At 58.5% G+C, this 13,780-nt stretch carries 9 protein-coding genes and 4 pseudogenes; 3 read left to right on the top strand and 10 right to left on the bottom strand.

The annotated features are described in order from the left end of the window. Positions 1–401: 401 nt before the first annotated feature. The 4 genes from NKI25_RS31845 to NKI25_RS31830 form a co-directional block, all read right to left on the bottom strand. On the bottom strand, positions 402–1,586 hold the full coding sequence (locus NKI25_RS31845) for a glycosyltransferase family 9 protein (protein ID WP_352571661.1): 1,185 nt from the start codon (positions 1,584–1,586) through the stop codon (positions 402–404). 582 nt (positions 1,587–2,168) lie between these two features. After that, entirely contained in the window at positions 2,169–4,235 is a 2,067-nt protein-coding gene (locus tag NKI25_RS31840; RefSeq protein ID WP_353000403.1) for a carbamoyltransferase family protein, read from the bottom strand. Between the two features lie 921 nt (positions 4,236–5,156). Further along, positions 5,157–5,579: a type II toxin-antitoxin system VapC family toxin gene (locus NKI25_RS31835; RefSeq protein ID WP_352480554.1), complete on the bottom strand. Its 423-nt coding sequence runs from the start codon at positions 5,577–5,579 to the stop codon at positions 5,157–5,159. Further along, a complete protein-coding gene (locus tag NKI25_RS31830) occupies positions 5,576–5,842 on the bottom strand; it encodes a type II toxin-antitoxin system prevent-host-death family antitoxin (protein ID WP_023679089.1) in 267 nt (88 codons plus the stop codon). The genes NKI25_RS31835 and NKI25_RS31830 overlap by 4 nt, the downstream gene beginning before the upstream one ends. A 387-nt stretch (positions 5,843–6,229) precedes the next feature. On the opposite strand from NKI25_RS31830, the gene tyrS reads away from it, so the two are divergent. Continuing rightward, positions 6,230–7,489 (top strand): tyrosine--tRNA ligase, encoded by a 1,260-nt coding sequence (tyrS, locus tag NKI25_RS31825; RefSeq protein ID WP_352610115.1) that lies wholly within the window; start codon positions 6,230–6,232, stop codon positions 7,487–7,489. Positions 7,490–7,539: 50 nt separating this feature from the next. On the opposite strand, the pseudogene NKI25_RS31820 reads toward tyrS, so the two are convergent. Further along, positions 7,540–7,917: pseudogene (locus NKI25_RS31820) on the bottom strand (IS30 family transposase); the annotation flags it as partial. 5 nt (positions 7,918–7,922) lie between these two features. Here NKI25_RS31820 and NKI25_RS31815 point away from each other — a divergent pair. Further along, positions 7,923–8,240, top strand: a pseudogene (locus tag NKI25_RS31815) (integrase core domain-containing protein); the annotation flags it as partial. Between the two features lie 977 nt (positions 8,241–9,217). On the opposite strand, the pseudogene NKI25_RS31805 reads toward NKI25_RS31815, so the two are convergent. Next, positions 9,218–9,623, bottom strand: a pseudogene (locus tag NKI25_RS31805) (Tn3 family transposase); the annotation flags it as partial. Continuing rightward, positions 9,617–9,832 (bottom strand): annotated as a pseudogene (locus NKI25_RS31800) (leucine zipper domain-containing protein); the annotation flags it as partial. The pseudogenes NKI25_RS31800 and NKI25_RS31805, both read right to left, overlap by 7 nt. A 140-nt stretch (positions 9,833–9,972) precedes the next feature. On the opposite strand from NKI25_RS31800, the gene NKI25_RS31795 reads away from it, so the two are divergent. Beyond that, positions 9,973–11,634 carry a tannase/feruloyl esterase family alpha/beta hydrolase gene (locus NKI25_RS31795; RefSeq protein WP_156937414.1) on the top strand — a complete coding sequence of 554 codons (1,662 nt, stop codon included), beginning with the start codon at positions 9,973–9,975 and terminating at the stop codon, positions 11,632–11,634. Between the two features lie 254 nt (positions 11,635–11,888). On the opposite strand, the gene NKI25_RS31790 is transcribed toward NKI25_RS31795, so the two are convergent. Genes NKI25_RS31790 through NKI25_RS31780 form a run of 3 tightly spaced genes read right to left on the bottom strand, consistent with a single transcriptional unit; the run spans position 11,889 to position 13,662 of the window. Beyond that, positions 11,889–13,022, bottom strand: a complete 1,134-nt coding sequence (locus NKI25_RS31790) for a site-specific integrase (RefSeq protein ID WP_023679080.1) — start codon at positions 13,020–13,022, stop codon at positions 11,889–11,891. Further along, positions 13,019–13,405: a type II toxin-antitoxin system VapC family toxin gene (locus NKI25_RS31785; RefSeq protein ID WP_352854357.1), complete on the bottom strand. Its 387-nt coding sequence runs from the start codon at positions 13,403–13,405 to the stop codon at positions 13,019–13,021. The genes NKI25_RS31790 and NKI25_RS31785 overlap by 4 nt, the downstream gene beginning before the upstream one ends. Then, a complete protein-coding gene (locus NKI25_RS31780) occupies positions 13,405–13,662 on the bottom strand; it encodes a type II toxin-antitoxin system VapB family antitoxin (RefSeq protein ID WP_352962873.1) in 258 nt (85 codons plus the stop codon). The genes NKI25_RS31785 and NKI25_RS31780 overlap by 1 nt, the downstream gene beginning before the upstream one ends. Between the last annotated feature and the right edge of the window lie 118 nt (positions 13,663–13,780).

The following is a 13,780-nucleotide window of genomic DNA, read 5'->3' as shown; positions in this document are numbered from 1 at the left end:
CCATTCCGGCAGGAGCGGACACAGTCCATTATCACAATCACAGGATCAGCAGATCCAGCTTTTTCAATAACATAGCGAGGTGTGCATTATGTCGTGGGATCGGTCTGCCCGGTGATGACGAGGTTTTCATGCGCCTTCAGCCAGGCGCCTTGGGCCAGCTGTCGCTTGGCACTTAATTGGGGTCTCCCTCACTTTGTGTGGTTCATCTGCTGTTAGTGGCGCTGTCGCTATGGACGGGCATGCGAACGAAAACGAAATGGTCGCCCGGCCCAGGGGGTGACATCGCCACTGCGGTCCTTCGACCAAGTCGATTCAATTCTGAATTTCGGCCTTTAGATGTTTGTAGCGATTGAATCAGCGACCAAGATCCGGGCAATCGCGGTTATGGTGACCGCGAGCCACTAAGCTTGTGCCGTACCCTTACAATGATTCATCAAGGCGTTTACCTCGGCAATCACGAGATCCGGCGTGATGTCGAACTTGCATCGGACTTTGACCGGACAATGCCGCACTTGGTCCAGACCACACCCGCGACATTCAATAACACTCATAAGCATGCTGACCAGGGGACCTCGAAACCCCCAAATCTCCGGTAGATGTGACGCCGTGAAAATGCCGATAGTAGGGCGGCCAAGCTGGGCAGCGACATGCCCGGTGCCTGAATTGTTCGAAACGACGAGCGCGGCCGAATTCACGAGATAATTGAATTCCAATTCCGACAAGTCGACAGCCGTCCGAATGTTCGCGGCTCCACGATCCCGAGCTATGTTCGCAACCTCCTCAAGCGCTTCCAGGCATTCGCCACGGGCAACGAGGACCACCTCACCACGGGTCGAAAGAGCAGCGACAACTTTGCCAAAACTTTCAATCGGCCAATCTCGCAGGCTGGAATTGGAGAACGGAGCCACGACAATCGGGGCATTGCCTGTAGTCGAATTCTGTGGGTGACCCGCTCCGCTTTCGAAATAGGCAGCTGCCTTTGCGACCAGAAAGAGGAGGATTTCTGACACATGCTGGAGACGCACCTGCTTGCGGTCAATGAACCAATCAAGCCATCTACGAGGGATTTTGTTAGCAAGCCCTATTTTTTGGACCAGCTTGTAGAGGATGGTTCTGCGCAGTTTCAGATTGAATGGCGCTATCGCAATATCGATCTGATGCATGCTGTACGGATCAACTATCGCCGCACGGTGCCTGGCGGGGACTTCAAGCAAGATGGGCCTTGTTTCTTCCGGAACACGCATATCAATGGCAAGATCAAACTCGCCGGTCAGCAGCGGCCTTATGTCGGCGGCTTTTTTGCGCGTTTTGACTTTTGGGTTGCGAGGAAAAAAGTCAAAAGCAATGTGATCGTCGGCGAGGTCGAACTGTTTTGCAGTAGCGATGTTCCAGCTTCCCACCACCAGCGTAATGTGGGCATGCGCAAAACGCTGACGAAGGTCCTTTAGGGGCCCTAGAGACATCCAAAAGTCGCCGACATGATCAAGCTTGAGGACCAAAATTCTCATCCTTGCGCTTGACTGTTCCGGCTCTTCCCAGCTGCGGTATATAATTTGATTGCGGTCGTGCTTTGTAAAATATGCCATTGCCATTCCGAAGATTATACGGTCAACACTGATAGCCAGTGACGCGTGTGTAGGGTTGGAGTGCTCCCCACTTGTCCGCGTCTCCGCAAGAATTCTGCCATCAGATCCAAGCCGCGCTCCAGCAGGAGCTGTCGGGCGAAGTCTGCATCTCTAGCGGTGGTAGCGCGCCAAGAAGCCAGCTATGTCCCGACCCGCAATGTGAAGGGCTTCGTCACGGTCTTGCATGCAGTGAGTTCGAGAAACGCCGAGTAGACGGCGATCGCCAAGCCGCCGTCCCCAGATCTCGAGCATAACGGCAGTGGCCTCGCTCTTTGGTCGATGCTGATCCTGAATGAGACCGTCGCCGCCGGCGACGACATCGCCGGCCGGATTGACCGTCTCCGGCACGCCCTGTCGCTGTGGTCCCGCATCATGGTGGTTAACAAAGGACCCGCCGCAGGCGCTTTTTTCTGCGCGTCCGGGTCGTCCAACATGAAGTGGACGAATCAACCCTGTGATGAAGTCGACCCCCAGCCCCCAGGGTGCGGGGAGGGGGCGTCGATGAACACGTTTATTCGCCGAGCTTGGATAGCGGCATCGCTATCACGCTGAGAGCCTGTTATGCTGGTCCAGCGTTTGATCGCAGTCTTGATGCGTGCGAGCAGCTTGTGAGGGATGCAACCGAACGAGGCGCTGCTCCCACAGTCGTCGCAGGCCCTCCATCACAGCGTCACGCTTAGCCTGATCCGGCGCAATTGTATTGAGGAGATCTCCCAACATGGCTTCGCCCTCAATCCGCATCAGCAGATTAAACAAGTCGTGTGAAATTCGCACACTGTCACTGTTGAAGTGGGTCGTGCTGATCTCGCAGTGAGTTTCCCGACGATCTGGCGCTTTGTAAGCGCGGGTTTGATGGAGGGACACATAGGGCGGCAACGAAACCGCAAGCGCAGTCCAATCCTGCAGCGTTGCAGCCCGCTTTTTTACCAGGAAGGGCCCGACCACAAGTCCATCCAGCTCTGTCGTCAGAAAGGTGGCAATCGCGTCTGCAACCGAATCCACGATCGGTTCGGCATTGTTGTTAAAGGACGTATTGAGCAGAATTGGAGTGCCTGTGCGCTTCTTGAACGCATTGATGACCTCCCAGTACGCGGGATTGGCGTTGTGCGATACTGTTTGCAGGCGAGCGGTACCGTCGACGTGCGTGATGGCACCGAGCAAGGCGCGCTTTGAGTCACGCACGCGAACGACGAAATTCATGAATGGAAATTCGTGCCTACCGTCCGGGAGGTCGAAAAATTCGCTCGCATCCTCCTCCAGCACAGATGGCGCGAAGGGCCGATAGCCTTCGCGCTTCTTGACCATCGCATTGATCCGGTCCTTGTTTGCGGCGGGCCGAGGGTCGGCAAGAATGCTGCGGTTGCCCAGCGCACGTGGCCCAAACTCCGAACGACCCTGCACCCAGCCGATCACGGCGCCGTTGGCGATCCAGTCGGCTGCACTGCTTGCCACGTCATCAGAGCGTTCAACCTCGAGATGTCCGGCCCATGCATTCAGTTCCTGTTGCACGGCGCGCTCGCTCCCGAGATCAGGACCCCAATAGACCTCCTGCAGTCGCTCACACGGCGCGGGGCGGCCCATCTCGTTAGAGACTATCAGCGCAGCTCCCAATGCGCAGCCAGCGTCGTGAGACGCGGGTTGCACGAAGATGTCTTCGAAAAGCCCTGAATACAGCAGCTTACCGTTCATCGTACAGTTGTGGGCCACCCCCCCCGCCAGGCACAACCGCTTCATGCCGGTGGCCTCACGGTGATGCCGGAGAATGTGGAACACGATCCGCTCAAGCGCTTCCTGCAGTGACGCACTCACATCTCGATGCTGCTGGGTGAAGGGCATTCCCTTTCGCCTGACCTCGATATTGCGGAGCAACGCCGGACCGATGCGGTCGAGGTGAACACGGTAGCCACCGCCGTTGGCGGAGAGCTCGTAGAACTGCTCGAAGAGCTCGCGATAGGGAGCGGGGTCGCCGTAGGGCGCGAGTCCCATTACCTTATACTCGTCGAACAAGCCGTAGCCGAGATAGCGGATCGTCTCGAGATAAAACAGCCCAAGAGAATTGTTCTCGGGGAAAGCCTCGAGTTGCGTAATTTCTGTGCCAGACCCTACCGCCAAGAGGCCCGATAGGAAATCACCAGAGCCATCAATCGCTAGAATGAGACTTTGTTCGAAGCCCGACATTGCAAAGGCGCTCACGGCGTGCGCCTGATGATGACTTACGAATGAAATACGCGAACTGTCCAACTTAGTGCCGAACTCACGCGTTAACAGATCCTGCACCAACGTTTTAGCATCCAACGGAATGGAGAGAATGTCCGGGTGGGATGCGGACATACCTTCAAGCATGGCGTTGGCATAGGGCTCGCTGGCGTAGAGCGCGACACGATCAATGTCGTTGAGCTGAACCCCCGCCGCTGACAGACAGTATTGAATCGAACGAATTGGGAGCTTGTTGGAGTGTTTCATCCGATTGAGGCGTTCCTCTTCGACGGCTGCTATCACCCGTCCGTCTCGGACGAGCACCGCGGCGCCATCGTGCATAAAGGCGTTCCGAAGCTCGAATCGGTTTTCATGGACTTGGTCAAGTCCGCCGCTAATTCCTAGACACAGCATTTCTTTCTCCACATAGTGACGGGCAAGCCAAATTGGCCTGCCTCCGTTTCCAACTAAATAGGCCGCATTGTCGCTTGCAGCTGCAACCGCCTGTCAGGCATCACCGGCATCAAAGAACGCCTCATAAGGGGTCCGCCTGAATCAACATGAGATGCTTCGATCGTGGCGCCTGCCGTTCCATGACGCCGAGAGCTTGGCTGGATCACCGCGCCGTGAACTGGCCCGATTTCATTCCCCGAAAGACCGTCGCACAGCGAGTGACACGTGCTGCACTGTCCACCTGCTTCCCGGTCGCACATCCGATAACGCCTTCGGCTGTGCAGGAGGCCGCATCGCGTCATGCGTCGGCCAAACATGGCACCGACTGGAAGCACGGCAATACCGCGTAGATGTAAAGTGCGCTGATGTTGTATGGTAGCGCTGCCGGCCGGGTCTCCAATCCGCTGCCCAGACGAGCCGACCGGATCTGCCTGCGGCAATAAGCCCGCCCACAAGCAGAATCGCGCTGGGCAGCGGGCTCGCCTGCAAGACTTCGCAGCTCAGGAACATTGGGGACGACTAGCGTCGAACCGCCGACATGGTCGGCCAGTTGCAACTCACTTCTCGGCACGACCTCCACTGCACGTCAGGGCGCATGGAAGATTTTCTCCTTGGATGGGTGATCGGTGCGGACGTGCTTTTGTCCATGCAAGATTTCCGAAGAGTTATGAAATCGTTTGTTTCGATCAAAGTCATCCACGCTATGAATAGCTGACGGACATGCGCTTCAAAGGGCTTCAGGCTTCCTGGATGGCTACTCCGATTTGAAGCGCGTGGCATTCCATGCGCTCTGTCACAACATTTCAGCAAAGGGTATGAGAGCAAACCCACACTTCTTTTTCGAAATTCGCTTCGAGCATTCGGGATGAGGTGCTGGGCGATTCACGCAGTCCACGGATCGAAGAGCTCTATTCCGAAGCCTTCGAAATCCTTCATATTACGCGTTGCCAGAGTGAGCTCCTGGGCAATCGCTGTGGCTGCGATCAATCCGTCCATTGACGTCAGCCCGCGGCCGCGGCGCTTCGCAAGACCCATCAGATCGCCCCAGGCCAGAGCAACCGGCTCGTCGACGGGGAGGACTCTCTGCTCGAAACGCTGAGGCAGGTCTCGGGCAAGCCATTCGGCCAGCGCCTCACGCTTCCGACCCTCGCCCATGAGAGCAACGCCGCGCCGGATTTCCGCGATCGACACCACGCTGATGAACGAGCGATCCTCGTCGAGCTTGTCCAGCCATTCCAGAACGCGTGCGTCCGGCGCCGGCCTTGTCACCTCGGACAGGACATTCGTGTCCAGCAGTAGCCTCACAGCGGCAGATCACGCGGTTCATCGCGTTGACGCTCAAGGTCGAGTTCCGCGCCGCGTAGCGGCGACTCCAGCAGAAACTCCGCAAGCGTACCCTTGCGCACCGTCTTGCGTTGCCATTCCTCGGCGGAGACGACAACGACGCTTGGCCTACCGTTGCGCGTGATCGTTTGCGGCGCCGCCTGCGCACGCTCGATGACTTCCGACAGCCGCGCCTTGGCCCGAGCGACGGTCCAGTTGGCATCCTCTTTTGGAGCAGACTGCATTCTGGCCTCCGTGACCATTGTGACTACGGTGACTATATAAAAATGCATAGTGACCGCAACAGGGGAGGGGGACTTTTTTCTAGAGCCCGGACGCCTTGGTGAGATGTTGTCGCAAAAGTTGAGTTCTGCGACGGTGCAAAAGTCAGTTGCAAAATCGTCGCGACAAAGGCTCGGCAGCTCCCCGAAGTAGCCATTTCAGATTGCTTGCAGGTGCGGATAAAGTCCTTTATGCATCGGCACATGATCAAGTCCGCGCCCATCGCTGCAATCTATTATGCGACGCTTCCATAAGGAGCGGCGCGTTTCGATCATGCCTTGAAACAAGCCGCCGTCAGGCGGCTTGTTCATTGAGAGGACCCCCTGGCGGCAATACCAGGAGGATTCCCTATGGCACTTCCCGATTTATCAACCGGTCATTCCGAACCATGTTCGGCCGCTTTGAAGACGCTCATTGAGCGCGGCTATGTAAATCAAGGGACCGACCTGCCGGGTGTCGATGCCGCCTTTGAAGCAGGCGTCGTACCCGCTTACGCTGGTTTCGATGCGACGGCTGACAGTCTTCATGTCGGCCATCTTCTTCTGATCATGGCGCTTCGTCATCTTCAGCAGACTGGCCATAAACCCATCGTTCTCATTGGGGGTGGGACCACCCGCATCGGCGATCCCAGCTTCCGTTCGGAGGCGCGGCCGATGCTGACGGACGACCGGATCGCCGCCAACATTGAAGGGATCAGAAAGGTCTTTGACCGTCTCCTTGTCTTCGGAGACGGCCCGACGGATGCCGTGATGGTGAACAATGCCGACTGGCTGGACAGCATTCGTTGGATCGACATGCTGAGAGACGTCGGCAGGCATTTCTCCGTCAATCGGATGCTCTCTTTCGACAGTGTGAAGTCGCGGCTGGAAAAGCAGGAGAACCTGAGCTTCTTAGAATTCAACTACATGATCCTCCAAGCGTTCGACTTCCTTGAGCTATCCCGCCGGACCGGTTGCCGTCTGCAGATGGGTGGAGCCGACCAGTGGGGGAACATCATCAATGGCATCGACTTGATACGGCGGACGGATGGAAAGGAAGTCTTCGGAGTGACTACGCCGCTTCTGACGACTTCTTCAGGTGTCAAGATGGGTAAGACGGCTGCCGGAGCTGTGTGGCTCAACGAAGATCGCCTTTCGCCATACGATTACTGGCAATTCTGGCGTAACACGGAAGACGCTGATGTCGTTCGGTTCCTGAAGCTTTTCACCGATCTGCCGATGGACGAGATCGAGCGATTTGGACAGGCTGAAGGAACCGAGCTAAACGCCGTCAAAGAACGTCTGGCCAACGAAGCTACGGCCCTGGCACATGGAACTAACGCCGCCAAACAGGCGGAGGCCACGGCTAGCCAAGCATTTGGGCAGGGCGAAGCCGCAGAGGGGCTACCGACGCTTCATCTAAATGACGCCGAGGGCTTGGCCGGAGTAGCCCTTGTGGATTTGCTGGTACGCGCCGGATTGACCTCCTCCAAAGGGGAAGCGCGAAGGGCGATCTCGGGACGAGGTGTGCGGATCAACGGCAACGTCGTCGAGATTGATACAATGATATCGTCCCAAGACCTCCCGATCCGGCTTTCGCTCGGCCGGAAGCGCCACACTGTTGTAAAGTAGGGTTTCAGCAAATGCTGTCGCAGAAATTCTGCCCGCTTAGCGGGGTGGGTTCAACTGATCCCTGCAACACACTCCGCGAACTTTTCAGCTGGGGTTTGATAAAGCAAGGTCTTTCGCGGCCTCTCATTGAGCTGCCGTGCGATCGCGCTGAGCTTAGTCTGGCTGTGCAGGGATAGATCGGTTCCGCGCGGCAGATATTGGCGCAGTAATCGGTTGGTGTTTTCGTTGGAGCCGCGCTGCCACGGCGACCGCGGATCACAGAAGTAGACCTCGACGTCGGAGGCCAAGGTCAGGCGCTGGTGATCGGCGAGCTCTTTACCTCGGTCCCAGGTCAACGACTGGTACAGTTCGCCGGGGAGTTTCCGTGCCTGTTTGATCAGTGCCGAGACGACGCTTTCGGTATCCTTGTTGGCGACCTTGACCAGCATCCCTTCAGCACATCTTCGACGGCATCTGCGACGAACATGGCATCGAGCACCGGCTCACAAAGATCAACCATCCCTGGGCGAACGGCCAGGTCGAGCGGATGAATCGGACCATCAAGGACGCCACCGTCAAGCGCTTCCACTATGACGATCACGATCAACTGCGCCGGCATCTCGCCGACTTCATCTTAGCTTACAATTTCGCGCGCCGGCTTAAGACCTTCAAGGGCCTAACACCCTACGAGTTCATCTGCAAGATCTGGGCAAAAGAGCCCGAACGGTTCCGACTCGATCCCACCCATCAAATGCCGGGACTAAACACCTAGCCTCCACCTTCGTTGCTTCATTGCTAATGAGCTTAGCAGGTGTTCGATGGTAAGCTCGCTCGTTTCTGCGGGTATCGCCCCGAGCGGCTTGAACGCACACGCCACAGAGCAGAGATCGGTCCATTTTGTTACGAACGAACATCTTGCTTCCGGTAGAGCTTTCTCGAACCAAGGTCCGAAAAGGGTCGCGAGCTGTCCGGTTCCCATCTGTCTCAGTAGGGTGGACAACCGACATGCAGCGGTTACCCGCCCATGCTCGTGTGTTGTTGGTTTGAAGGCTGAGGGTCTGTCACTATCCACTTTCCAATCATACGAATCGGATCACTGTCTTCGTGGTCGATATGGCAGGGCTGCTCGTGTCGTCCTGCACACTCGCGATCGTTCCCAACTTGTCCCGGGGAGCCCGTCTTTACGGGGTAATCGAAAACGTCGTGACAGATGCCAACCATCGCCGGACTGGGCTACTGGGCTGGGCCGCGCCGTCCTTCATGCCGCGCTCGACAAAGCATGGAACGCCGATTGCTACAAGGTTCTGTTGGCGACTGGATCTCGGAGGGAGTCCACTCTGCGCTTCTATGAAGGTGCAGGGTTCCAGCAAGGCGGAAAACTTACTTCGAAATTCGCCGCTTGGAGGACGCTTTGGGTCGATTTTCCACCTTCCCTGACGGCCCGGAGGGGTGGGAATCGGCCGCTCGCGTCGTCCCGGCTGCCTAGCGTGGCGGATGAATTAACAGCCAGCGATTTGGCTCTTGCTCGACGAACTCTTTCTGGACGTGCCTGAGCACGTTCCGCTGCCCGGCAAACGGAACCATGTTGACCGCTTGATCGAAGGGGACCCACTGAAACTCGCTGTGTTCGGCATTCAGTCGCACCGTCTCTGTCGACCCCGCGAAACCCACGAAAACCGGCAGGAGGCTAATGGCGTCGCGGTCCGCTTCATAGAATTGCTCGCATATGTCGGCCGAATAGAGCCTCTGCAGCGTCAAGCCCGTTTCCTCCTTAGTCTCTCGCCAGGTCTTCCTTACGATCCGGTCATGGGTCTCGACCACGGCATCGGCGACCGCCGCCTCCCATTCCACGGCGCAAACGGCAAGGATCGCCCAGCGTCGATCCGAGCTGATATCGCGCAAGCCATCGGTGAACATAGCGCTCACCCTGCCGACGCAGGCGAGCGATGCGGTGTTGCGGATGCCGGCGAGCACTTGCGGATCAAGACCCACCGCGCAGGAACTCCAGTCGGTCAAGCAGCCGGTTTGCCGCCGCGGAATTGTTGCCGAGCTCGAACATGTTGCCGAGCTCGAACTTGCGAAGCAAGATGAAGCGGCTTATGTTACCGGCCAACATTTCGGTCAGAAGCCCATCCAACCGCTCGCGCGCACCAGCGTCGGCCGGCGCAGCCGATGAGGGCGAGATGAGCGATCCCGCAATCCTGGCATTTCCTCGGCGCGATACCGGTCGAGCCATTTGCGAACCGTCCGCGGGCAGACGCCTGCGGCTTTGGCGACGGCCTCAGGCGTCTGTCCGCTCTCGACCTGCATTACAATTCGCTCTCGACCGAGCGGCGTCAGACGGGTACTCTTATGGATGTTCATCCGGTCCCACTGGAATCACTGAAGCTTCGACAACCTCAGCTTTCCCGGTTCGGACCGGATGGATAACCTTCTGAAAGCTCACAACTAGCTACCAATGCGATCAGCTTTCGGGCTATCGGGGGCATCCAGGGAGGATGGGTATGTTCTTGGCTAACGGGCTCAAGCTGCGGGACCGCGGGTGCACCCTGGCACTGATTTTGGCGATCATATGTGTATGTGCGCCTGCACTGGCGGCAAACGCGTCGGATCAGGCGTGCCGGTCCATCGCCAAGCTCACAATTCCAAGCGTGATCTTTACCGAGGCTAGCCTTCAAAAGCCGCAGGAGATCCCCGCAGATCCCTTCACTGCATTCACCGGCGCCTCGCCTCAGGCGGTAAAAGTGGGCGGGCACTGCCTTGTCCGAGGTGTTATCGGGAAACGCCAGGGGGTCGATGGTCAATCATATGGCACCCGGTTTGAGGTGCGTCTTCCGACGACCTGGAACGACATGTTCCTTTTCCAGGGCGGCGGCGCAGTTGATGGCTTCCTGGCGCCGGCCGTCGGGACCATTCCTTGCCGGAACTCGACCGCGGCTCCCGGGCTCTTGCGCGGCTACGCTGTTGTAAGCATGGATGGCGGGCACCCAAGCCCCGATCCGGCTTTCGGGGTCGATCAAGCCGCACGCATTGATTTTGCGTACGCCTCCATTGGCAAAGTCACTTCGGTCTCGAAGCAGGTGGTGGCCAAGTTCTATGGGGCGGCTCCGAAAAAGTCGGTGTTCATGGGATGCTCGAATGGCGGTCGTGAGGCGTTGATAGCGGCTCAGCGATATCCGCTCGAGTTCGACGGGATTGTTGCAGGTAGCCCGGGTTTTCGTCTCAGTGCCGCCAACATTGCCCAAGCCTGGGATACTCGCGAGTACATGAGCATCGCTCCCAAGGATGAGGCCGGCCATCCCATTCTATCCCGCGCCTTCTCCCAGCAGGATCTGAACCTCGTCGCCAACGCGGTTCTCGCTGCCTGTGATGCCCGCGATGGCATTGAGGATGGCGTCATCAACGCCTGGCAGCAGTGCCGGTTCGACCCAAAGGTCCTGTCCTGCCAAGGCGATAAGACGGACAGCTGCCTCACGGCTGGTCAAGTGCAGGCCATGAGCCGCGCGTTCGCGGGTCCGGAAAGCTCCGATGGCGAAAAGCTTTACAGCGATTGGCCATATGATACGGGCGTTGCGGGCGCGGACTGGAGAATGTGGAAGCTGGGCAAATCCCCCACTTCCCAGTCGGATGCAAACAACATCGTTCTGGGAGCCCGCTCGCTTCAATACTACTTCATGACGCCCCCGGCGCCGAATTTTGACCCCCTGAAGTTCGACTTCGACAAGGATCCGGCACGCGTTGCGGATACGGCCAAGCTCAATGATGCGACCGGCACGTATCTCGCCAGCTTCGCTGCCCACGGTGGAAAGCTGCTCTTGTTTCAGGGACTTTCCGATCCGGTCTTCTCGGCCAACGATCTGGTGCGCTGGTACAAGCAAGTCGTCGAGGTCACAGGCGGCGGCGATTTGGAAGCGACTCGCCGTTTCGTGCGCATGTTCATAATCCCGGGGATGACCCACTGCGGCGATGGCCAAGCCTTCGACGACTTTGATCCTTTGGCCGCCATCGAGGGCTGGATAAACCAAGACAAGGCTCCGGACTCTCTCGCGGCTGGCAGCAAGGCATTCCCTGGCAAGCACCAGCCGATCTGCGCTTATCCCACTCAAGCTGCCTATGACGGTAAGGGAAATCCCGATGAGATCGCGAGCTATTCGTGTCGGGGATAAGAGACCTCGTCATTTGTTCGCTTCAATCTGCGCGCATTCCCGGAACAGGTCTCCCGGACCAAGGATCGGTTGGAAAAGCTAAACCCGGAATTTGTGGGCCGTGCCATAACGCAGTTGATGATCATGCCTGACTACGAAGCGTCGGCCGCCGATAGTCTGGATACAGCGCTCGCTGTGCTCGATGAGGTATTGTTATCGCCTGAGATCTGACCGCCTCATCCCAGCGGACAAAACGGGGCAGGGGAGGGGGCTTTTCAGAGCCCGGACGCCTTGGTGAGATTGACGCGGAAACGATCGCGCCGGCGCTGATACTTTCGAGTCATCTCGGCCGAGGCGTGACCGAGCTGCTGTTGCACATAGCGTTCGTCGACCTCGGCCGACGAGGCGAGGCCGGCCCGCAGGGAGTGGCCGGCGAATTTCTTGGCCCGTTCGCCCTCCGACAGATCGCCGCGCACGCCGGCGGCCAGGGCCGCGCGCTTGACCAGGCGTGCGACCTCCTGGTCGTTCAAGCGATCGGCACCGACGGCTCTGCCTTGACCAGCAACGCGCCGGAACAGAGGTCCGTGCGCAATGTGCGCCAGTCTTAGCCAGGTCTGCAGAGCGGCCACCGGGCAGGTGGCGTCGGAGGAGCCGCGGCCGACCTCGACCTCGCGCCAGCCGGTTTTGCCGCGCAGGGTCACCAGCACGCCCTTGTCAGGAAAAAACTCAATCCAGCCCGAAGAATCCTCGGTCTGGTCGCGACCAATGTCGAGCCCGACGATTTCGGATCGGCGAAGGCCGCCGGCAAAACCCAGAAGCAGCATGGCGCGGTCGCGCAGACCACGCAGCGTGCCGCGGTCGAGGGTCTCGAGCATGGCGATCAGATCCTCGGGCAGGATCGCTTCCTTCTGCCGGGGAGGGGAGGCGTGGGTGTTGCGAACGCCAGCCATGACCGTGGCGATATGCCGGTCCTTGCGGTCCAGCGGCTGGCCGCGCTGGGCAAAATTCCAGGAGAGCGACGAAAGCCGGCGCTCGATAGTTGAAACGGTGTTGGGCTTTTTGTCGCCAGTGGCCGTACCTGACGCGCAGGCGGTGATGTAGAGCCCGACGGTCTGCGGATCAGGTGGGAGCACTTCCAGACCCTGCCGGCGCGCCCAGGCGCAAAAGTGCTTCCAGTCGGCTGCGTAGGCGCGGCGCGTGTTGGCCGAACTCGCCGCCTCGATATAATCGCGCGCGCGGCCGGCGAGCGCCTCAAGATGCGCAGGCAGGCTGGGATTGGCAATGGCTGGAAGGGGCGGGGACGAGGCTAGGTCGGCATCGCCCATCTGCATGACGATATCGACGATGTCGGGCATGTCGTCATCGCCGGAAGCAGCCGATGATCGTTGCGCGTCGCCAGCCATGCTCATGCCGCTTCGATATCCGTTTGAGAGAAGTCCTTGCCGATGAAAAGCAGCGGTTCGTCCGCACGCTTTGCCAAAGCATAGGAGAAGCAATCGGCAAAATTCAGCGCCGCCGGATGGTGGCCCTGGCCGTAGGCCAGCCAACCCTGGGTCGCCAGATCAACCAATTCGGAGTCGACAGGAATGATGTCGGCCTCAATTTTGCGCAGCCAAAGATCGATCTCGGCCAATGCATGTTCGCCGCGCCTGCTGACCAGCACCATGCGCGCCTCGAGCACGCAGGTTGCCGGGACCAGACGGATTGGGTCCAAGACCAGCGCTCGTTCCAGCCTTGCTGCCTCAGGCTCGCTCCGAAGGATCGCTACAACAGCTGAGGTATCGATCACCATCAGTTAGGGATTCCATGCTCGTCATATCCGATGATCTCCTCGTCGCTGCGACTATCCAGTTCGGGCAATCGTGCCACTCTTTCTCGGATGGCGCGCAATTCTGCCAGCAGACGCTCGTGAGCGGTCTCTCCAAAGCCCAAGCGATGCAAGCGCTCGCTAAGGGCCTGGTGAATGGCTGCCGTCTTGCTGATGCCCTGGCGGCGCGCGAGTTCGTCGGCGAGAGCCACGGTGGCCGGATTTTTGATGTTCAGGGACACGAAAGACTCCAAAAGTCTACCATTCTGGCGTATTCTACCATGTCTCCGTAGGCTCGTAAACAACGAATGATAATGCAACATTATCATTCGTGTTAAATACGCGACAGGTGCGGCGGTT

This window comes from Mesorhizobium sp. M0808 (assembly GCF_040320025.1).
In the GTDB taxonomy this organism is placed as follows: domain Bacteria; phylum Pseudomonadota; class Alphaproteobacteria; order Rhizobiales; family Rhizobiaceae; genus Mesorhizobium.
This window is presented reverse-complemented; position numbering and strand designations above follow the sequence as displayed.